Annotated in this window: 19 protein-coding genes and 1 CRISPR repeat array; of the genes, 7 read left to right on the plus strand and 12 right to left on the minus strand. The window is 69.1% G+C overall.

Annotated elements, in window-relative coordinates; all coding sequences use genetic code 11:
* Positions 1-22: 22 nt before the first annotated feature.
* The 6 genes from ACYVOO_RS01535 to ACYVOO_RS01560 form a co-directional block, all read right to left on the minus strand.
* On the minus strand, positions 23-751 hold the full coding sequence (locus ACYVOO_RS01535) for a class E sortase (RefSeq protein ID WP_461013859.1): 729 nt from the start codon (positions 749-751) through the stop codon (positions 23-25).
* 154 nt (positions 752-905) lie between these two features.
* On the minus strand, positions 906-2753 hold the full coding sequence (locus tag ACYVOO_RS01540; protein WP_461013840.1) for a class E sortase: 1848 nt from the start codon (positions 2751-2753) through the stop codon (positions 906-908).
* Positions 2750-3406 (minus strand): aminodeoxychorismate/anthranilate synthase component II, encoded by a 657-nt coding sequence (locus tag ACYVOO_RS01545; RefSeq protein WP_461013841.1) that lies wholly within the window; start codon positions 3404-3406, stop codon positions 2750-2752. The genes ACYVOO_RS01540 and ACYVOO_RS01545 overlap by 4 nt, the downstream gene beginning before the upstream one ends.
* A complete protein-coding gene (locus tag ACYVOO_RS01550; protein WP_453344229.1) occupies positions 3406-3585 on the minus strand; it encodes a hypothetical protein in 180 nt (59 codons plus the stop codon). The genes ACYVOO_RS01545 and ACYVOO_RS01550 overlap by 1 nt, the downstream gene beginning before the upstream one ends.
* Before the next feature lie 99 nt (positions 3586-3684).
* The gene (locus ACYVOO_RS01555) at positions 3685-4455 is read right to left on the minus strand and encodes a class E sortase (RefSeq protein ID WP_461013842.1); all 771 of its coding nucleotides are present in this window, start codon (positions 4453-4455) and stop codon (positions 3685-3687) included.
* A gap of 24 nt (positions 4456-4479) precedes the next feature.
* Positions 4480-5217 carry a DUF881 domain-containing protein gene (locus tag ACYVOO_RS01560; protein ID WP_453344227.1) on the minus strand — a complete coding sequence of 246 codons (738 nt, stop codon included), beginning with the start codon at positions 5215-5217 and terminating at the stop codon, positions 4480-4482.
* 175 nt (positions 5218-5392) lie between these two features.
* Between ACYVOO_RS01560 and crgA the strand changes: the two genes are divergently transcribed.
* A complete protein-coding gene (gene crgA / locus ACYVOO_RS01565; protein ID WP_453344226.1) occupies positions 5393-5656 on the plus strand; it encodes a cell division protein CrgA in 264 nt (87 codons plus the stop codon).
* 382 nt (positions 5657-6038) lie between these two features.
* Here crgA and ACYVOO_RS01570 read toward each other — a convergent pair whose 3' ends face one another.
* Complete coding sequence (locus ACYVOO_RS01570; RefSeq protein ID WP_453344225.1) at positions 6039-6923, minus strand: rhomboid family intramembrane serine protease; 885 nt, start codon at positions 6921-6923, stop codon at positions 6039-6041.
* 208 nt (positions 6924-7131) lie between these two features.
* Positions 7132-7659 (minus strand): peptidylprolyl isomerase, encoded by a 528-nt coding sequence (locus tag ACYVOO_RS01575; RefSeq protein ID WP_453344224.1) that lies wholly within the window; start codon positions 7657-7659, stop codon positions 7132-7134.
* A 211-nt stretch (positions 7660-7870) separates the two neighbouring features.
* On the opposite strand from ACYVOO_RS01575, the gene ACYVOO_RS01580 reads away from it, so the two are divergent.
* Entirely contained in the window at positions 7871-8629 is a 759-nt protein-coding gene (locus tag ACYVOO_RS01580; protein WP_461013843.1) for a DUF5324 family protein, read from the plus strand.
* 137 nt (positions 8630-8766) lie between these two features.
* Here ACYVOO_RS01580 and ACYVOO_RS01585 read toward each other — a convergent pair whose 3' ends face one another.
* Positions 8767-10140, minus strand: coding sequence for an amidohydrolase (locus ACYVOO_RS01585; protein ID WP_461013844.1), 1374 nt, complete (start codon positions 10138-10140; stop codon positions 8767-8769).
* A 191-nt stretch (positions 10141-10331) separates the two neighbouring features.
* Here ACYVOO_RS01585 and ACYVOO_RS01590 point away from each other — a divergent pair, with 191 nt between their 5' ends.
* The 5 genes from ACYVOO_RS01590 (at position 10332) to ACYVOO_RS01610 (ending at position 15292) form a co-directional block, all read left to right on the plus strand.
* Positions 10332-11018, plus strand: coding sequence for a GAF and ANTAR domain-containing protein (locus tag ACYVOO_RS01590; RefSeq protein WP_461013845.1), 687 nt, complete (start codon positions 10332-10334; stop codon positions 11016-11018).
* A gap of 99 nt (positions 11019-11117) precedes the next feature.
* Positions 11118-11828, plus strand: coding sequence for a GAF and ANTAR domain-containing protein (locus tag ACYVOO_RS01595; RefSeq protein WP_461013846.1), 711 nt, complete (start codon positions 11118-11120; stop codon positions 11826-11828).
* A gap of 184 nt (positions 11829-12012) precedes the next feature.
* Positions 12013-12486 (plus strand): hypothetical protein, encoded by a 474-nt coding sequence (locus ACYVOO_RS01600; protein WP_461013847.1) that lies wholly within the window; start codon positions 12013-12015, stop codon positions 12484-12486.
* On the plus strand, positions 12483-13829 hold the full coding sequence (locus ACYVOO_RS01605) for a KGGVGR-motif variant AAA ATPase (RefSeq protein ID WP_461013848.1): 1347 nt from the start codon (positions 12483-12485) through the stop codon (positions 13827-13829). The genes ACYVOO_RS01600 and ACYVOO_RS01605 overlap by 4 nt, the downstream gene beginning before the upstream one ends.
* Positions 13829-15292, plus strand: a complete 1464-nt coding sequence (locus ACYVOO_RS01610) for a hypothetical protein (protein WP_461013849.1) — start codon at positions 13829-13831, stop codon at positions 15290-15292. The genes ACYVOO_RS01605 and ACYVOO_RS01610 overlap by 1 nt, the downstream gene beginning before the upstream one ends.
* A gap of 499 nt (positions 15293-15791) precedes the next feature.
* On the opposite strand, the gene ACYVOO_RS01615 is transcribed toward ACYVOO_RS01610, so the two are convergent.
* From ACYVOO_RS01615 to ACYVOO_RS01625, 3 genes are all read right to left on the minus strand, one after another.
* Positions 15792-16796 (minus strand): hypothetical protein, encoded by a 1005-nt coding sequence (locus ACYVOO_RS01615; protein ID WP_461013850.1) that lies wholly within the window; start codon positions 16794-16796, stop codon positions 15792-15794.
* 315 nt (positions 16797-17111) lie between these two features.
* Entirely contained in the window at positions 17112-17648 is a 537-nt protein-coding gene (locus tag ACYVOO_RS01620; protein WP_461013851.1) for a hypothetical protein, read from the minus strand.
* 257 nt (positions 17649-17905) lie between these two features.
* A complete protein-coding gene (locus ACYVOO_RS01625) occupies positions 17906-18814 on the minus strand; it encodes a DNA-processing protein DprA (protein ID WP_461013852.1) in 909 nt (302 codons plus the stop codon).
* Positions 18815-19363: 549 nt separating this feature from the next.
* Positions 19364-20116: direct repeats of the CRISPR family, unit length 29 nt; unit sequence GTTGCGAACCCTCCAGGGTCGATGACGGC.
* Positions 20117-20169: the final 53 nt, after the last annotated feature.

A 20169-nucleotide genomic window follows, 5' to 3' on the forward strand; every position in this document is an offset into this window, starting at 1 on the left:
GAGGGCGGCGGAGCGGAACGGACTAGCGCAGCTCTTCCGGGGGCGTGCGCTTATCGTCGACGTCCTCGGTCCGCTCCAGCTCGCCCCACACCACGTAGCGGTACTTGGAAGTGAAGACGGGCGTGCACGTGGTCAGCGTGATGTAGCGCCCGTCGTCCTTCTTGCCGGACTCCTCGGGTACCGGGTCCAGGACGTCCACGTTGTACTTGGAGGTCTGCGGGAGCGTCGCGTACACCTTGTAGACGAACCAGGTGTTCTTCGTCTCGAAGACGATCGCGTCGCCCTTCTCGATCTTGTCGATGTCGTGGAACTTCGCGCCGTGGCCGTCGCGGTGGGCCGCCAGCGAGAAGTTGCCCGACTGGTCCTGCGGCATCCCGGACTTGACGGGCTTCGTGTAGTAGCCCGCGATGCCCTGGTTCAGCTCCTTGGGGTCGGTGCCCTTCTTCACCAGCACGTCGCCCTCGGACATCGACGGCACGTGCAGGAAGCCGATGCCGTCCTTGGTGTCGAGGTTGCCGGGGCCGCGGTCGGCGGTCCAGCTCTCGCGGACCTTGTCGCCCTCGCGCTTGGCCTCGCGGTCCGCGAGGACGTTCGTCCACCACAGGGAGTAGACGACGAAGAGGGCCAGCACGAGGCCCGCGGTGATGAGCAGTTCGCCGAAGACTCCCACGGCCACCGCTATCCGGCCCCGCGCCGAACCCTTCCGGCGGGGACGGGGCGCGGGCGCGGGAGTGGGCTCGGGTTCGGGCATCGACTCCGGCTCAGGGTCGCGCTCGGGCTTCGACTTGGCCTCGGCCTCGGACTCCGATGCGGGCTCGGGCTCGGGCGCGGTGGCCTTCTCGTCGTGCTCGGTCTCTGCCACCGCGTACCGCCCCGCTCTTCCGACGCTTCCCGACCCGACCCGTCTACTCGACGAGGGCGTCCGGCTTCCCCTTGCTCCGCGGACGCTCGTCGACCATTTTGCCCCAGACGATCAGACGGTACTTGGAAGTGAACTCAGGGGTACATGTGGTCAGCGTGATGTAGCGTCCGGGCTCCTTGAAGCCCGACTGGGGCGGAACCGGCCCGATCACGCCCGTGTTGGACGGGGACGTGGACGGAAGGCGGTTGGTCATCTCGTACGTGTAGAACTTGCTCGCCGTCTCCACGACGATCTCGTCCCCCGCGACCAGCTTGTTGATGTAGCGGAACGGCTCGCCGTGGGTGTTGCGGTGGCCAGCCAGCGCGAAGTTGCCCTTCTTGTCCCAGGGCATCGCGGTCTTGAGGGGCTCCTCGTCGTAGTGGCCGACCATGCCCTTGTCGAGGACCTGCTTCTTGGAGACGCCCTGCGCGATGGGGGAGTCGATGCCGATCTTCGGGATGTGGATGATGGCGAAGCCCTCGCCGGGCGCGAACTCGCCGGCGGCGCGTTCGGGATCGGGCTGTTTGTCGCCCTTGTCGTCCTTCCACTGCTCCTGGAGGTCGCTGGCCGCGCCGCCCGCCTGCTGGCCCGCGAGGACGTTCGTCCACCAGAGCTGGTACGCGACGAAGAGCAGCATCAGCACGCCGACCGTGATGAACGCTTCGCCGATGAAGCGGCTGGCGATGATCGCGGGCCCGTCCTTGGCGGCGCGGGCCGCGCGTCTCGCCTCCAGCCGGGTGCCGGCGGGGCGTGGTGCGGGCGGCGGGGTCTTGTCCGCGCGGCCACGGGCGGCGCGGTCGCGGTGTTCGGTACGCGCCCGGCCCTGCGCGGCGCGGCGGCGCGCGGCCCGGCCGCCGAGTTCCGCCTCGGTGGGCTTCCGGAGCCCGACGGTGCGACGGTCGTCCTCGGCGGAGGGAGAGGGAGGAGCGGGCGCGCTCGCGGGGGTCTCGCGTCCGACGACGGGCAGCGCGGCCGTCTCGGTGAGGTCGGCGGCCGGTGCTGGCGCGGATGCGGATGCGGGTGCGGGCGTGGGCGCCGGTGCTGGTGCCGGGGTGGCGGAGTGGCCCCAGCCGACCGTGGGCCGGTCGGGCTGGGCAGGCTGGGCGGGCCGGGGCGCTGGTATCGGCCCGTCGACGGGGGACCACGCGCCCTCGGAGCCCTGTACGGGCTGCTGCTGGCCTCGCGGAGGCGCCTGCGCCGTCCCGGTGCTTCCGGCGCTCCCGGGGCCCTGGAACGGCGCCTGTGCCTCCTGGGGCGCCTGTGTCTGCGCCGGGGCGTGCCGACCCTGCGCCTGTCCGGGGGCCGCCGTCCCGCCGTACGGGGAGGCCGGGGGCACATAGCCCTCCTGGCCGGGGAGGGGGTCGGTCAGCGGGTCGACGGGCTGCCATACGGGCTCCGCCTGCGCCGGTGAGGGCGTGGGTGCGGGCGTGGGCGTCGGCGGTGGTGCGGGGTCCGTCTCTGGAGCCCGGTGCGGCCTGAACCAGGGCGATACGGGCCCGTCCTGCCCCCGCGCCTGCCCCTGCCCGCCCGGCGAGGGCTCCCGTACGGACCCCGTCGCGTCCTGCCCCGGACCCGTCGCACCCGTCGCACCGGACGGTCCCACCGGCCCCGTCGGCCCAGCCGGACCCGGGCGCCCGGACGGTCCCGGAAGAGGATCGTTGAGCGGATCGGCCAGCGCGTCGACGGCGGCCTGGAACGCGTCCGGGGCCTTGTATCCGTCGTGCCCGTCGTACCGCTCCTGGCCGCGCCCACGCCGGTCCCGCCCGTACGGCTCACTTTCAGAACCCCCGGACGAGGCGCCGTACGAGCCCCCGTAAGCACTCTCCTCGTGCTCCGGGCGCACCGCCGTCACGTGGCGATCAACCCCTTGCCCTCGGCATGGTGGACCACCGCCGCCAGTCCGGCGGAGCGCTCGACGGCGCCCGCGTCCCCGCACTCGCCCAGCCAGTTGGCGAGCATCAGGTGTCCCCACTCGGTGAGGACGGACTCGGGGTGGAACTGGACTCCCTCGACCGGCAGTTCACGGTGCCGAAGCCCCATCACCAGCCCGGTGTCCGTCCATGCCGTCACGCGCAGTTCGTCCGGCAGGGTGTCGCGTTCGACGCCCAGGGAGTGGTAGCGCGTGGCGGTGAAGGGCGAGGGCAGCCCGGCGAAGACGCCGGTGCCGTCATGGCTCACCCGTGAGGTCTTGCCGTGCAGCAGCTCGGGCGCCCGGTCCACGACCCCGCCGTAAGCGACGGCCATCGACTGCATCCCCAGGCAGACCCCGAAGACCGGGATCCCGGAGGCGGCGCAGTGGCGCACCATCCCCACGCAGACGCCCGCCTGTTCGGGGGTGCCGGGCCCTGGCGAGAGCAGGACGCCGTCGAAGCCCTCGTCGGCGTGGCGCAGCTCGGTCTCGTCGTTCCTGACGACCTCGCACTCGGCGCCGAGCTGGTACAGGTACTGGACGAGGTTGAAGACGAAGCTGTCGTAGTTGTCCACGACGAGGATGCGCGCGGCCATCAGCCAGCCCCTGCCCCGCCACCGTTGTCCACGGTGACGTCGTTGAACGGGAGCATCGGCTCCGCCCACGGGAAGACGTACTGGAACAGCAGAAAGACGACGCCGAGCACCAGCACGAGCGAGATCAGCGCGCGTACGTAGGTGTTGCCCGGCAGATGCCGCCAGATCCAGCCGTACATCCCGCGATGCCGTCCTTTCCGTCTCCGCGCCCGCCGTCCAGGCGCGCCCACCAGAGTACGGTGCGGTGCCCCGGGGCGTGGCCTCAGCCGGTCAATCCGTCAATCCGTCAGTGCCTCGGGTTTTCCCTCCACAACGGGCTGGGTGGCGTCCAGATGGGCCCAGGCGATCAGCCGGTGGCTGCTCCCCCACTCTGGATCACAGGTCGTAAGAGTGAGGTAACGACCGGGCTCGCGGTAGGGGGTCGCGGCCGGGTCGACCGGCTTCGGGACGTCGGCGAGCACGCCGACGTCGCTGGGCAGCGTCAGATACGGGCGGTTGTCGATGCGGTACGTGAACCAGGTCTTCCCGTCGGTCACGACGACCGCGTCGCCCGGGCGCAGCCGGGGGAAGTCCTTGAAGGGGTCGCCGTACGTGCGGCGGTGCCCGGCGACGGCGAAGTTGCCCTTCTCGCCCAGCTTCGCGGTGTCCGTGTAGTGGCCGAGGCCCTTGCGCAGCGTCAGCTTGTCGGTGTTCTGGAGCACGGGCCTGGCCCAGTCGGCGCCGAAGCGCGGGACGTACATCACGGCGAAGGAGCGGCCGTCCTCGTAGGCGGCCTGCTTCCCGTACCCCGCCCCGTCGCTTCCCGCGTCCCCCGTGCCGCCGCCCGCACGCCCGTCGGCGCCCGCGTCCGTACCGGCGCCTGAGTCCGCTCCGCCGCCCGCGACGGGGCCCGAGGACCAGCGGTCCTGGAGGCGGGCGATCTCGCCGTCACCCGCGTCGTCGGCCCGTACTCCCGTCCAGTAGAGGAAGTAGACGACGAAGAGCACGATGACGACGCCGACGGTGATGCACAGTTCGCTGAAGGTCCTGACAACGGCTCGTAACGCCACGGCTGTCACTCGCTTCCGCTCGGCTCACTCCTTGGGCTGCGCGTAGTGGAGATCCACTGTGCCGGAGTAGCCGGGAAGAGTCACCGCCTTGGGCTCGTCGACTTTCCAGCCGAGCCCGTACGCGTCGACGTACTGCATGTAGTTCTGGATCGCGGGTGACGCGTCCAGGGCACGGCGCAGCTTCTCCTGGTCGCCCACCGCGGTGACCTTGTAGGGCGGGGAGTAGACGCGGCCCTGGAGGATGAGCGTATTGCCGACGCAGCGGACGGCGCTGGTGGAGATGAGCCGCTGGTCCATGATCTTGATGCCCTTGGCCCCGCCCTGCCACAGCGCGTTGACCACGGCCTGGAGGTCCTGCTGGTGGATGACGAGGTCGTTCGCCTGGGGCTCGGGGACGCCGGGGACCTGCGCGGTGGCGTCGGACGGCGCGTCGTCCAGGGTGACGCTCAGGCCCTCCCCGGTGACCTTCCTGGTGCCCGCGGCCTTCTCCAGGCCCGTGAGCTTCCTCTCTTCCGCCGCGCTGCTGCCGCTGTCCCGCTTCGCGAGTGAGTCGACCTGCGCGCGGACGGCGGCGGCTGAGGCGTCCAGCTCCGCGTTCTTCCTGCTCCGCTCCTGGATCAGGTCGGACAGGCGCAGCATGGAGTCGTCGGAGCGGATGTTGGTGCCCTGGGCCGTGTTGAAACTGACCCAGAAAATGAGCCCGGCGAGTGCGAAGACCCCGAGCGTGGCCAGCCGTACAGGACGGATGCGCAATCTGGTCACCGTACCCTTGTCTCCCTCCGCCGCAGGGAAGCACTACGCTAACGGACCACCACAGCGTCACTCCTCCCGGCCACGTTCAGGGACAGGTCCACGGACATGTTCACGGACACGTCTTCGGACGGGCCGAGGGGAAACCCGAGCGCGGTCACGAAGCGCATCGACAGGAGAGTCTCTCGTGCCGAAGTCACGGATCCGCAAGAAGGACGACTTCACACCTCCCCCGGAGAAGAAGAAGGCGACCGAGATCGACCTCAGCGGCGGTGGACGCCGCTGGGTGGCCCCGCTGATGCTGGCGATGTTCGGGCTCGGACTCGCGTGGATCGTCGTGTTCTACGTGACCGAGGGCTCGATGCCGGTCGACGCCCTGGGGAACTGGAACATCGTCGTCGGCTTCGGCTTCATCGCCGCGGGGTTCGTGGTCTCCACCCAGTGGAAGTGAGCGGGTTCCGGCGCCGGTGAGGTGCCGCTGAGGCTCTGCTGGGGTGCCGCTGAGGCGCCGGTCAGGTGTCGCAGAAGCGTTTCTCGGGCGGAGTTATCCACAGGCTGATCCACAGGGCTGGAAAACTTCACAAGATCTGTGGATAACTTCGCTGAGGTTGACGCCGATGTGACCGGGTACCCGTCTCGCCCATCGCCCGCCACCCCTGTCTCGCTGGGAAAACGCACCTTTGAGCGAGCCTGGACAGCCGTTCCCCGCCCTATGCACAAGATCCGGCGCTTGCTGTGGACAACTCCCCCTTCCGGGGCCCCTCCTGGCCCGCCGGAGGGGCTCGCGGGCAGGGTTATCCCCCGCATGGGCTACGCGGTGGGGCCCGTGCGGACTACGGGGTGAGCTGGAGCGTGCGGACGACGCAGACCGCGACGATCACGAGGAGCATCGCGGCGCACGCCCCGTACTGCACCAGCGTCCGCTTCTCGCGCGGCGCGTGCACCATGGCGTAAGCGATCACGGCGCCCGTGACCAGGCCCCCTATGTGGGCCTCCCAGGCGATGCCGGACCAGGTGAAGGTGAAGACCAGGTTGATCGCCAGCAGGATGAGGATCGGCCGCATGTCGTACTGGAGCCGCCGCATCAGCACGGCCGTGGCCCCGAAGAGCCCGAAGATCGCGCCCGAGGCGCCGAGCGAGCCCTGTCCCGGTGACGCGAGGTAGAACGTCAGCGCGCTGCCGCCGAGCGCCGCGAGGAGATAGAGCGCGGTGAAGCGCACCCGCCCGAGCGCCGCCTCCAGCGGCGGGCCGAGGAACCACAGGCCCAGCATGTTCATGATGATGTGCCAGGGCTCCTGGTGCAGGAAGGCCGACGTCAGCAGCCGGTACCACTGCCCCTCGGCGACGCCCTCCACAGGCCCGAACTGCTCCGTGGCCGCTCTGCCGAACAGCAGCAGATCCTCGACGATCCTGTCCCCGAGCGCGAGCACTGCGACGAAGACCGCGACATTGACGCCGAGCAGGATCTTGGTGACCAGGCGGGGATCGGACGCCAGGGAACCCCCGGCTAGCGTGCGCGGCTGATTCGCGGCGCGCGAGTGTCCGGTGCCCGAGCCGGTCCTGACGCACTCGGGGCACTGGAATCCGACGGAGGCCGGGATCATGCATTCGGGGCAGATGGGCCGCTCGCACCGGGCACAGCGGATGCCCGTCTCGCGGTCCGGGTGCCGATAGCAGCTCGCCACCGACCGCTGCGGCTGGTGCTGCTGCTCCTCCATCGCTCAGTCCCCTCCGACTCCGGCGTCCGCGCGACGGAAGACCCCGCCCCGCCTGTCCCTTCTACGGACGGGCGGGGCGGAACAGTTCCCGGGCCCCCGCGCGGCGGGGCCCGTGAGATGGGGCGGGCGCCATGGCCCGCGCCGCCCGCGCCGCGTGCGGCGCGGGCCATGGCGCCTCAGCGGCGCTGTGGTCCAGCGGCCCCGTGGTTCAGCGGCGCTCGATGACGACCGACTCGATCACGACGTCCTGGAGCGGACGGTCGGTGCGCGGGTTGGTGCCGACCGCGGCGATCTCGTCGATGACCTTCTGGCCCGCGGGGTCCGTGACCTGGCCGAAGATGGTGTGCTTGCCCGTCAGCCACGCGGTGGGCGAGACGGTGAGGAAGAACTGCGAACCGTTGGTGCCGGGGCCCGCGTTCGCCATGGCCAGCAGGTAGGGCTTGTCGAAGGCGAGGTCCGGGTGGAACTCGTCGCCGAACTCGTAACCAGGGCCGCCGGTGCCGTTGCCCAGGGGGTCGCCGCCCTGGATCATGAAGCCGCTGATCACCCGGTGGAAGACCGTGCCGTCGTACAGCTTGTCCGTCGACTTCGCGCCGGTCGCGGGGTGCGTCCACTCGCGGGAGCCCTCCGCCAGCTCGACGAAGTTCTTGACCGTCTTCGGCGCCTGGTTCGGGAAAAGCTGGACCACGATGTCGCCGTGGTTGGTCTTCAGGGTGGCGTAGAGCTGCTCAGCCACGATCTACCTTCCATCTGTCTGCATTGACTCCGACGATCCTCCCACGGACGCTGGGACCGGAACGGTGCCGAATGCCTCGGATGCGCTCACCTGACATGCCGGAACGGGCGTAGCCAGGCATGATCTTCGAATCGGGTGGAAAGCGACAGTGTGTCTCCTCGGAGGAAATCCCCCGAGCCCTGAACGACACGCCACCAATGAGGAGGAACCCGTGACCCGCAAGGACAGCGTGCGCGCCGCGACCGGCAACGCGAAGGAGAGTGTGCGGCACGCGGCGGAGGTGGTGGCGCCCTACGCGGGAACCGCCCGGGACACCGCCGCCCATTACGCCCACGAGGCGGGTGCGCGGCTGGGGCCCAAGGTTTCGGTTGCCGCGCGGCACGCCCGTACGACAGCGCGCGACGGTTACGACCGCTCCGTCAGCTACATGGCCCCCCGTGTCGCGCAGGCCCGTGAGGCGCTGCCTCCGGAGCTGGACAAGGCCGCCAGCCGGGCCGCCAAGCGGACGCGGCGGGCGGCACGCAAGGCGGGGGAGTACGCGGCGCCCAGGATCGAGCACGCCGTGGCGGACGCGCGCGCCGCCGCGGGCCCGGCCCGCGAGGAGGCCGCCTCGCGCGGCACCGCCGCGCTGGCCGCGCTGCGCGGTCAGGTCACGCCGAAGGACGTCGAGAAGATCGCCCGCCGTCGGGCCCGCCGTGCCCGTACAGGGCGGCTGGCCAAGCGGCTCGGGGTGCTCGGGCTGCTGGCGGGCGGCGCGTACGCCGCCTGGCGCTGGTGGGACAAGCAGGCGAACCCGGACTGGCTGGTCGAGCCCCCGGCCGCGACGGAGGTCGGCGACCGCTCGCCCCTCAGCTCGGTGGACAGCGCGTCCGCCGGGACCGGGACCGGCGCCGCGGCCGCGGCCGGGTCCCGCGAGGGCGAGCTGGATCCGGAGGTCCAGGCGAAGCAGGCGGAGGCCGACGAGCGGTGACGCGCTGATGCGCTGATGCGCTGGCTCGGCTGAGGCGCTGACGCAGCGCCGGCACATGGTGGGGACGGGCGGAATCGTCGTCCGTCCCCACCGTGCTGTCCGTCGCTCCCCTGCTGCTTGCCGGGACCGGGACCGGGTCAGCGCGGCGGAGGGGCGTGCCCGTGCCCCCGGCCCAGCCAGGTCAGCGCCGCGACGGTCATGGCCCGCACGCCCGTGTCGACGGTGGGCTGGATGAGGGGCGCGAAGAACGGCGAGTGGTTGGAGGGGATGTCCCGGGGCGTGGTGCCGGACTGCTCGGCGGCGCGGTAGATCTCCGGGTCGCAGCCGCCCACGTACCAGTAGCAGACCGGAGCACCCGACTCCGTCCCCAGCACGCCGCAGTCCTCGCTGGCCGTCGCCGGGCCCGGATCGAGCACGGCCTGCTCGCCGAAGTGGCCCCGCAGCGCCGCGACCGTACGCGCCGCCGCCTCCTCGTCGTTGACCAGCACGGGGAAGGCGCTGACCGGGGTGATCTCGGGCTCCCTCGCCGCGCCCGCTGCCGACGCCTCCGCCTTCACGATCCGCTCGACGGCCGCCAGCACGGTCGCCCGTACGTCCTCCGTGTACGTACGGATGTTGATCAGCAGCTCCGCCTCGTCCGGGATGACGTTGTCCTTCGTACCGGAGTGGAAGGCTCCCACCGTCAGCACGGCCGTGTCGGAGGCCGCGATCTCGCGGGAGACGACGGTCTGGAGCCGCAGCACCGTCGAGGCGCCCATGACGACGGGGTCCACCGCGGACTCGGGCCGCGAGCCGTGCGCGCCCTTCCCGAACATCCGGACCCGCAGCCCGTCAGAGGCGGCCAGCGCCGGGCCCGGATGGCAGGCGAGCAGCCCGGCGGGGAAGGGCGCCACGTGCTGGCCGAGCACGACGTCGGGGTCGCCGATCTCCTCGAAGAGCCCGTCGTCCACCATGGCCCGCGCGCCGCCCCCGACCTCCTCAGCGGGCTGGAAGACGCCCACCAGCGTCCCCGACCACTGGTCCGTGTCCCCCGCCAGCAGGTCGAGGGCGCCGAGCAGGCAGGTGATGTGCATGTCGTGCCCGCAGGCGTGCGCCACGGGCACCTGCTTGCCGTCCGGGTCGGTGCCGGTCGAGGCACTGGCGTACGGCAGGCCCGTCTGCTCCCGCACCGGCAGCGCGTCGATGTCGGCCCGCAGCAGCACCGTCGGACCCTCGCCGTTGCGCAGGACGCCGACGACGCCCGTACGGCCCACGCCCGTACGCACCTGGAAGCCGAGCCGCTCCAGCTCCCCGGCGACGACGCTCGCGGTGCGGGTCTCGGCGAAGGACAGCTCGGGGTGGCTGTGCAGGTCCTTGTACAGCTCCTCCAGCCCGGAACGGATCTCCCCCAGCCGCCGCCGCACCACGGACGCGACCGTCCTGGCGCCCGGGCCTGCGGGGCTCGTCGGCTGGGTTCCTGACGGTGCGTTGTGCGGCGCGTCGTGCGGGGGTTCTGAGGGTGTGCTGTCCATCTCCTCAGCCTCGGCGACGGGGGCGCGCGGCGCCCAGCGGACGAGGCATCGGGGGTACGTCGGGGGTACATCGGCGCACCCAGGAAGCCGGTGACGTTCGGGGGACGGGGTTTATGTCCCTATGGCATGGTGAGTACGGAGGAGGACGTACCCGATCGGTGAGGGTTCCGGGCGGGGGCTGGTGAGGCGGAGTGTCCGAGTTCACGGTCGCTGATCTGACGGAGGCTTTGGCGCCCGGTGGGCCGGGCCCTTCGCAGCAGTGGGCGCGGCGGTGCGCCGCGCTGCTGGGCATGGCCGGCGTCGCGGTGTCGGCGCGGATCGACGGCCCCGAACTGCTGTGGTTCAGCGACGAGTCCAGCGCGGCCCTGGACGATCTCCAGTTCACCCTGGGCGAGGGCCCGGGCGTGGAGGCCGCGCTCAGTGGCGCACTGTGCCTGGTCGGCGATCTGGAACTCGCCCCGGGACCGAGGTGGCCCGCCTTCGTGCCGGGCGCGCTCGGGCTCGGGGTGCGGGCGGTGTTCGCCTTCCCCCTGCGACTGGGCGGGATACGCCTGGGAGCGCTGACGGGGCACCGGCGCACGACCCGCCCCCCGGTGGACGAGGAGATGGTCGCGGCAGCCCTGACGATCAGCGACGCGCTGGCCGTGTGTCTGCTGATGAGCACGACGGACCCGAAGCATCCCGGGCAGCTTCCCGGCATCGTCGACGATCTGCACCGCGCGGAGGTGCACCAGGCGACCGGCATGCTCAGCGAACAGCTCAACGTGTCGCTGGCGACAGCACTGGACCGCCTGCGCGCCCACGCCTTCGCCACCAACCGGCCGATCACCGAGGTCGCGCACGATCTCGTCACCCGGCGACTGAGGCTGCGTTTCTAGCGTGCCCTCTCAGCGTCAGCACCGTCTTGCCCGGGGCCCCGGGCCCGGACGACAACAGCAGAACGGACTTCCAGGTGCCGTTTGGAGGAGGCGAGCTTCATGAACCGCGAACAGCTCCTGGCCGACACCTTCGTGGAACTGGCCGACACCCTCGTGGACGACTTCGACATCATCGATTTCCTCCAGCAGTTGTGCACCCGGTGCGAGCAGTTGCTGGACGCCACGGCCGCGGTACTCATCGCCCCGCCCGGTGAGCCGCTGCAACCCGTCGCCCCCTGCGACAGCGAGACGGAGCTGTCGGATCTGTTCGCCGCCGCGGCGTACGAGGGCCCCGCGCTGGAGTGCTACCGGACCATGGCCCCGCTCGCCCTGATCGACCTGGAGGCCTGCGACACCCAGTGGCCCGAGTTCACAGCGCTGGCCCGCCGCGCCGGGCGCGCCTACGCCAGCGCGGTGCCGCTGCGGGTGCGCGGGGAGGCGCTGGGCTGCCTCCTGCTGCTGCGGATCAGTGAGCCGGTGCCCGAGGACGCGGTGCTCCTGGGGCAGGCGCTGGCGGACGCCGCGGCCATCGGCCTGGTCCACGAACAGACCCTGCGCGCACACCGTACGACCGCCGTCCAGCTCCGCACCGTGCTGCACAGCCGCGTCACCGTCGAACAGGCCAAGGGCGTCCTGGCCGTGCGCCTGGACACCAGCGTGAACGCGGCCTTCGACGCCATGCGCGCCCACGCCCGCCGCCACCACCGTCGGCTGACGCAGGTCGCCCAGGAGGTCATCGACAAGGAACTGGTACCGGACGAGGCGGTGTGAGCGCAACTGTCGAGAAAAGACCCGGTGACCTGCGAGAACGCTGTACGGATGGTGGCCGGTGGCCGTCGGCCGTTTCACAGGTGAGCTGTACTCGACTCATCGTTTCTGAGGGGCCTGTGGCGGGGGGGCATGCCCTTTTCTCCAACGAGTGGGGTGGTGCACCGCTGCGAGCTAGGATTCCACGGTGACTTCAGCGCCCGCCGAGCACCACTATGCCTATGCCGCGCGCCGCCACTACGAGGATGCTGTCTATCTGCACGATGACGGCCGCATACCGAACGCTGACCATCACTTCGGATTTGCAGTGGAATGTGCGCTGAAAAGTCTGCTCCTGCGGCACCTTGGCGCCACGATGAATCCAAAGAAGGGGGGTCGGCCATCGCCGAAGCCGTGGGTTCCTACGAGCGATGGCAAGGCGCGCGACTTCGGTCATTTGCCCTGGATCTGGGATGATGTTGCTCTTATGCTGCACGGCCGGTCCGGAAGCGCTCTGGCCGGGCTGCTGAGCGGTTCGTCTCCCTTCGAGGCCTGGTCCGTCGATGACCGATACCTCGATGGAACGGCGGTAGTCGAGACCGCTGTGGCAGAACGCAGAACCTCAGCCGACCAGATCCTTCGCCTGCACCAGCAGGCGCTCTTAACCGGAGTGCTGCAGTGACCGTTCCTCCCGCACCTGTCCGCTTCGACCAGGCGCAGCAGCTCGCCATGGACTTCGCACGCGAAGCGGCTGGCCAGGGGGCGGACGTGCTGGTCGTCCGCGACATCCTCGGCCGGTTGTCTCTCGCCTTGGACGACCGAGAGCCGGGTGCCTCACTCAGCGCCGAGACCGTGGCCTACTGGCGGACCCGGATGGCAGAGAAGTTGGGCTCGTACGCCATGCAAAACCCGGTCATCCTCGCTTCGGAACTCTTCGTCGCCGATCAGGTCTTCGACTCGCCTCGTATCCTCCCGGCGCCAATTCCTGCTTCAGAACCAGGACAGGGCCGGATCAGGCTCCTCAACAACACAGTAGTGGGCGAGGACTGGGCTCATGTGATGCCCCTTCAGTCCGACGAACCAGCCAGCCGCAGCACGCGCACTGCCCTGTACGGGTTCAAGGGCGGCGTCGGTCGCTCGACGGCCACTTATATGCTCGCCCAACACCTCGCCGACCAGGACCTGTGCGTGCTGGTCGTTGATCTGGATCTCGAATCGCCCGGAAGCGGTCCGCTCCTCCTCAGTGGTAAGCAGCTACCCGAATACGGGCTCATCGACTATCTGGTCGAGGCCGCTGTGGGCAACGCAGAGAACCTGGATCTGGTGGCCCGGGCGTCCCAAGTCACAACGGTCGGCAACGGCGAGCTGTGGGTGGCACCGGCCGCAGGACGTGGGCCGACGGACGGGCCGTATACCTACATCGACAAGCTCAACCGGGTCTACGCCGACACTCCGAGTGCCGGGGCTCCCGGCTTCGCTGAACGACTCGAAGCGGCTGTGACGGCCTGCGAGGAGGCCGTCCAGCGACGCAGCCGACGCCCCGATGCGGTCCTGCTCGACAGCCGGGCTGGCATCCACGATATCGCGGCGGTCACCATCTCCCGCCTGGCTGACCTCACCCTCCTCTTCGGTTCCGACAACGGCCAGACCTGGGCTGGCTACCGAAACCTGTTCACCGCCTGGAATGCGTCGGGTCAGGCCACAGCCATCAGGGAACGACTCCGTATGGTCGCGGCGATGGTGCCCGACACGCGCCGGGTGGAGTATTTGGAAGCCTTCCGTGAGCACGCCTGGGAGTGCTTTTCCGTTCTGTACGACGACCAGACGGCGGAGGACCCCACTGGATTCAACCCCGCGCCCGAGGACATTGCTGCTCCCCATGCGCCAATCCCGATTCTGTTCTCGATGGAACTCGTCGGCCTTGACGGCGCATCCGCCCGAGGCTGGAGTAATCAGACGTTGGTCCGGGCCGCGTATGGTGAATTCTTGGATACTGCCAGCCGCTTGATCGTCGAGGGAAGCTGATGACCGCTGAGCTCAGCGCCGATGAGTACCGCTCGCTGCTCAGTGACGCACTGCCGAGGGCCCAGGACGCTGACACGGTACAGCCAACGCTGAACACGCTGTTCACCCCGGACAGTCATCGTCTCGCGCTCGACGTGGACACCACGGTGGTCCGCGGAGGCCGGGGTGTGGGGAAAACCTTCTGGTTCCGGTCGCTGCTGGACGAACGCCTTCGTCTAGTGGCTGCGCAGGAGTACCGCATAGATCGTCTCAGCCGTCTGTCGGTGGCTGCCGGATACGGGGCGGCGCTGGACCCGGGCCGCTATCCCGGCCCGGCGACCCTGCGCACTCTGGTCGAGAGCGGAGTCGAGCCCAAGGACCTCTGGACTACGGTGCTCCTCGTCGCCCTAGGGCAACCGGAGCTCCAGAAGATCCGTTTCTGGAACAAGCGAGTCGAGTGGGTGCGCGCACACCCCGACGACCGCGATTGGACCATCGCGGAGGCAGACCGGCAGACCCAGGAGGAGGGCTCCACCCAGCTCATCCTCTTCGATGCCCTGGAGCATTTGCACGCGGACCGGCGCCAGGCGGACCGTCTAGTGGCGGGCATCCTTCAACTTGCTCTCGAACTGCGTTTGGGCACCCGCAACATCAGATGCAAGGTTTTCATCAGGCCGGACATGTTCGACGGCGCGCTGCTCCACTTCCCCGATGCCTCGAAGCTCACCACGAACGCGGCCAGTCTCCACTGGGCCCCGGCCAATCTCTATGGACTGTTCTTCCACTCCCTGGGAAATCAGCCAGGCGAAACCGCAGCACGATTCCGCGCCCTGACTCCAGGCTGGACCGAACCCACTACCGGCAGGCACCTACCTCCCCCCTCGCTACGGGGTGACGAGCAGGCCCAGGCAGAGGCGTTCAAAGCCATCGCAGGCCCATACATGGGCGCCAACTTCCGCAAAGGGCACACCTATACGTGGCTGCCCAATCATTTGATGGACGGGGGCGAACAGGTCAGCCCTCGGAGCTTCCTCAGCGCGCTCTCCGAAGCCGTGCAGGAGACGATCTCCCGTTACGCCACCCACGGCTATGCCCTCCACCACGAAGGCATCCGAAGCGGTGTGCAGTCGGCTTCCCGTATCCGCGTGAAGGAGATCCGAGAGGACCTGCCCTGGGTTCCGGTCGCCATCGAGCCGATGCAGGGCCAGCAAGTACCGATCGACGAGAGTCTCGTCCTCGCGCTGTGGGAAACGGATGCCCTGACGGATGCCCTGCGGCGCCAAGCCGAATCTCTCGGCGGAGGGGATGAGGGCGAGATCCGTACCGGCCCGCGCAATCCCGATCGCTATGCGGACCTCGTCGACGAACTGATCGACCTGGGCGTCATGCGGCGGCGCAAGGACGGGCGAATCGATCTGCCGGACGTCTATCGCATCGCTTTCTCTGTCGGTCGCAAGGGCGGAGTCCCCAAGGTCAAGGCGTGAGGGCAGCGGGACCTTGTGCCCTGTCCCGATCCAGACACTCACCAGGCATCGAACGCGACCGTGTGATGTACCACTCCTCGCGGGCGGCTGGAGATCGCGTTCGGTTCCGTCTCCTTCAGAGACGGAACCGAACTGTTGTAAACATCCCACCACGCACTCAGGAGGGACGCCGTCTGCGGACAGCTTCGGCTACAGCCCCGGGAGCCGAGGCGCTCAGCTCGAATCCATGCCTCTCCCGTGCACACCGTATGCGCACCAAAAATGCCCTTCTGAGCTGCGTTCCCGCAGCTCAGAAGGGCATTTACTTGTGGAGCCTAGGGGAGTCGAACCCGAAATCGTTACCTCGCTGACCTGCGGGGATGTCGACGAACCCGGACATACGATCCCGTTCCCCTCTGGTCACTCCGCTTCCATCCCCCTCCGCCCCGGCCCCTGCGTTGACACGTCAACGCAGGGGCCGGGGTCGTTGCGAACGCAATTCAGGCAGGTCAGTACCGTATTATCGGTTCACTCCGGTGACGACGAATTTCGTCCCCGTGAGCGGATCTCCTACCTCCGTCATAGCCCACTCAGGAAGAAGTCCAGGCTCTGCGCCGAGCCGGGAGAGCAGGTCGGCGATGTCATCAGGACGCGGCACGGTGGTGAGTCTGCACTCCAGGACGCGTTCTCCTGTGGCACTGCTGTACTCGTCTTCTCCCTCCTCATCCGGGTCATCGGGCTCCCAACGGCAGATCTCGATGTGCCAGGCTCCCGCGCCCTCCCCGTCCGGCTCCGGAACACCGACGGTCAGGAAGAGGTGGTCCGCGCCATAAGGCTCAGCGAAGATCTCCGGGTACTCGACTGCGAAGAACCCCGAGCCGGCCTCCGCGGCCGAGCTTTGTTCGAAGGCGGAAACCAATACCCGTAGATTCGCCACGGCATCCGCGCGCTGCTCAGCGGTGAGACCCTCCTCTTTGCGGTCCAGTTGCTCGCGTGCCGTGGTGCTCAGCAGTGGCGATCCGCCTCCATAGGGAACGAAAGGCCGCTCGTGGTCCCAGCTACGCCTGTTCCCTTCCGGTACGGGGATTGCCTCCGTGTAATCGGCAAGTGCGTCGCGCAGCTCGCGTGCTTCCCTCTCAAGCTCCGTTCCGATGGCGAGCCGGACTGGCTGCGGGACGGCGGCAAGTGCGTCATCCAGATCAGCCAGCGCCTGATGAAGTTCCAGACAGACCGACTCGTACCACAGGCTGTGCGCTCCGCTGAGGAGCTCAGCACGTGCAGTCCGATCGGTGAGCGCTGCAAGATGTTCCGTGGGATAGCTGGCTATACGTCGCCCACGCTCATCGAAAATGCTTACTGGGACGGTGGCGAGAGCAGAGATCCGGTTGAGCGCCTCAACGACCGGAGCCGCGAGGTCGGGGCTGTCGAGGCTTGTCACGGTCGACGACACGACGTCGTCCCCGCTCCGATAGACGGCCAGGACCTGCGTCTTGCCGCGGTTGGCATGCTGGCAGTAGATGGTCATAAAGGCACCTTTCGGCCACCAGGACACAGAGGTCCCCGCAACCAAGGAATTGAACGTGGAAGGAGGCGGTGGCGAGGGCTCGTTCCGACGCTCCGTGCCTCGAAGAGATCAGCGGTGGCTCAGGTCCTGTCCCGAACTCCATGCCTGCGCTCAGACTAGCCAGCGTCCACATACCTCGACAACCCACACTCCCGCCGAGGTAAGCCAACTCCCCTCTCCTGCTGGGTTTTCACAAGCCGGTGCGTGCGGGATGGGGCCGCTCGGCGGATGTGAGGGTCTTCAGCCGAGGGCATCAGCGTTTACGGGGAACTGCCTTTACTCGACGTGCCTGTTCACCGGGCAGACCGCGATGTCGTAGGGGCGGACGAGCTGCTCGGCGATGAAGTCGGCGTTGGTCCCCCAGCCCGGACGAAGCCGCCTGGCGAGGACCAGACCCGTCACGCGGGCTGCGCCCGCCTGCCGCAGGGCCGCCGCAGCGGACTGGAGGTGGCTTCCGGTCACCCACGTGTCGTCAACGAGCACGATGTGCCGACCGTGCACCGCCTCATGGTCCGAGACGGCAAAGAAGTCGGGCCGGAGCACGCGCCGCTGATCACGGTCCCCCCGATCGCCCGCAGCGGCCGACAGCGCAACGGCCGGGAGCCGGGGGAGCAGGTAGGCCGCCAGGGTCTCCAGCGGATGCGGCGTCGGCCGACCGCCCAGCGAGGGCACCACCGCGAACGCGTCCACCGGCCCGAACTGTCCGGCGTCCAGGCACGTGCGGTGCATGACGCCGAAGTGCGCGGCGAGGCCCGCCGTGCGCATCCACGAGGGATTGGCCGGGCCCGGCGAGGCGGCCTTGTAGCGGTGCATGTCCCAGTCGGACTGGCTGCCCGCGGCGGAGTACGCGACGAAGACGGTCCTGTCCGCCGTCTCCGCACCAAGCGTCTGCGCCTGACGGCGATGCGCCGCACATGCGGAACACAGCGCCCCGCCATCAGCCAGAGGCCCCGCACACACCGCACAGATGCCGTGGGCAGCACGGACAGGTGCCAGGAAATGATCGGTGAACCGAGTACGGGCGATGATCTCGGCAGCCCGAGCAGTCCTTTCATGTCCCGAATGTCCCGTCACGGCAGATCGACGAGGTCCCGCAGCAACTGGTCTACGTCCGCCGGGCGACGCACGATCTCATCCAGCACCTCCAGGGCCTCATCGACCCCGTCAGCGACGTGGACATCGGGCCGGTCCAGCAGCTCACGCGCCCAGTCGTTCCCCTCGAGGGCCGAACGCAGCAAAATCACCGGGCGACCGTGCTCGACCGCCTTACGCGCCTGAATACGCGTACCGCTGCGCGGCCCCGCCGCCATGATCACCGTGGCCAGGCAGTACGCCGACATCGTGCCGTTCCGCCGCGGGAACGTCGTCTTTGACGGCGGAGTCTCCGGCCAGAACGGCGACAACACCAACCCCGAAGCCACAACTCGGCGGTGCAGGGCAAGATTCTCCGGCGGATAGGCGTGATACACGCCAGTACCAATCACACCGACCGCCCGTCCACCCGCATCCAGCGCAGCCTCGATCGCAGCCGCGTCGATCCCCGCTGCCAACCCGGACACCACACTCAGCCCGCGCGTAACGAGACCACCGGCAAGAGCAGCCGCCCGAGCAAGATCACGCTGCGATGCGGTACGCGAGCCGACCACGGCCACACCGGCATCCCCGGAACGCACTTCTCCACGGGTGAATACGAGCCCAGGGGCGTCGAAAGCGCTGCTCAGCTGGTGCGGATAAGCCGTCTCGGTCAGCGCACGCACCCCGATCCCCTGCGCCGCCCAACGCTCCAGCTCGGCCCGTGCAGCGGGCAGCTCCTCCTGAACAGGACCGCCGAAGAGGGACTGCTGTTCCTCATCGAGGAGTCGGGAGGCGCTACCGGCCTCCATCACCCGCGCCACGGCCTCGCGCTCCTGCCGCTCCGTACGGGCACGCCGAAGCAGCACGACCATCGCCGCCCGCTCGTCCTCCCAGCGCTCCTGCATACGCCCGACGATACCGTCCGCCCACGACAGCAACCCCGAAACGGGCCGCAGCCCTCCCAGGCCGTCCCCTGCCACCCCGCGCAAAGGCCGGGGAGCCCGACAGGGGGGGAGAAACAACCGCCCCGAACCCCATGAGCAAAGGCCGCGCATACCGCGTGTCAGCACCACCGTGCTGGCACGTCAACACGGAAAACCGGCACAAAAAGACCCCTCCGACCGCGTTTCCGCAGGTCATAGGGGTCTTCTCTGTGGAGCCTAGGGGAGTCGAACCCGAAATTGTTACCTCGCTGACCTGCGGAGATGTCGACGAACCCGGACATACGATCCCGTTCCCCCCTGGTCACTCCGCTTGCATCCCCCTCCGTCCCGGCCCCTGCGTTGACACGTCAACACGGGAAGCGGGGTCGTTGCATGGGCAACGGTTCGGGGCTTGAGGGGCCTGTAATTATGGGGTTCGCAACTCAAAGGGTGCGATGTTTGCGCAAAGTATTATGCCGTTCGGTGTGACCATGCTGATGAGCCGCGATGGCTGATTACGGGCTCCGACCCGTTGCGAACCCTCCAGGGGCGATGACGGCGCGGGATCTGCGGACTGGCGGCGGCGCGGGTGCTCGCGTTGCGATCCCTCCAGGGGCGATGACGGCTCGGACGCTGAGCGTGTCGAGGGCCAGATCGAGCGGGGGTTGCGAACCCTCCAGGTTCGATGACGGCGCGTGCCATCGCCAAGGCCACCGAGGACGAAGACCGGTTGCGATCCCTCCAGGGTCGATGACGGCCAAGACACACCCCCGTCCGTCCGGTGCTGAGACCGTGTTGCGAACCCTCCAGGGTCGATAACGGCCCCGTTCGAGGTCAGCCAGGCATTCGGGGTCAGGAACGGTTGCGAACCCTCCAGGGTCGATGACGGCTCGTGACTGGCCTGGCTCAGGTCGGGGTGGCGCTTGAGTTGCGAACCCTCCAGGGTCGATGACGGCCCGGGGCCGGTGCGGGGCTCGCCCTCCCAGGTGCAGCGTTGCGAACCCTCCAGGGTCGATGACGGCTCGACCCCGACCAGCAGGTAGACGAGGCGCTGTGGTGGTTGCGAACCCTCCAGGGTCGATGACGGCCCGTCGTCCTGCTGGACGAAGCCGCCACGCTCTCCGCGTTGCGAACCCTCCAGGGTCGATGACGGCCCGCAGGGCCGGGCGGTGGCGCGGGAGTTCGGTGCGGGTTGCGAACCCTCCAGGGGCGATGACGGCCTGGAGCAGGGCGGGCCCGGCCGCGAGGTATTCGGGTTGCGAACCCTCCAGGGGCGATGACGGCACCGCGAATACCACGGTGGCAGTCGCCAGTGCGGCCCGTTGCGAACCCTCCAG

It is taken from the genome of Streptomyces daliensis, from assembly GCF_054782395.1.

Excerpts from the sequence above, each read along its gene's own strand:
- ACYVOO_RS01535 (WP_461013859.1), bottom strand. The coding sequence starts at position 751 with ATGCCCGAACCCGAGCCCACTCCCGCGCCCGCGCCCCGTCCCCGCCGG.
- ACYVOO_RS01545 (WP_461013841.1), bottom strand. The coding sequence starts at position 3,406 with ATGGCCGCGCGCATCCTCGTCGTGGACAACTACGACAGCTTCGTCTTC.
- ACYVOO_RS01550 (WP_453344229.1), bottom strand. The coding sequence starts at position 3,585 with ATGTACGGCTGGATCTGGCGGCATCTGCCGGGCAACACCTACGTACGC.
- ACYVOO_RS01570 (WP_453344225.1), bottom strand. The coding sequence starts at position 6,923 with ATGGAGGAGCAGCAGCACCAGCCGCAGCGGTCGGTGGCGAGCTGCTAT.
- ACYVOO_RS01585 (WP_461013844.1), bottom strand. The coding sequence starts at position 10,140 with ATGGACAGCACACCCTCAGAACCCCCGCACGACGCGCCGCACAACGCA.
- ACYVOO_RS01595 (WP_461013846.1), top strand. The coding sequence starts at position 11,118 with ATGAACCGCGAACAGCTCCTGGCCGACACCTTCGTGGAACTGGCCGAC.
- ACYVOO_RS01610 (WP_461013849.1), top strand. The coding sequence starts at position 13,829 with ATGACCGCTGAGCTCAGCGCCGATGAGTACCGCTCGCTGCTCAGTGAC.
- ACYVOO_RS01615 (WP_461013850.1), bottom strand. The coding sequence starts at position 16,796 with ATGACCATCTACTGCCAGCATGCCAACCGCGGCAAGACGCAGGTCCTG.
- ACYVOO_RS01620 (WP_461013851.1), bottom strand. The coding sequence starts at position 17,648 with ATGCACCGCTACAAGGCCGCCTCGCCGGGCCCGGCCAATCCCTCGTGG.
- ACYVOO_RS01625 (WP_461013852.1), bottom strand. The coding sequence starts at position 18,814 with ATGCAGGAGCGCTGGGAGGACGAGCGGGCGGCGATGGTCGTGCTGCTT.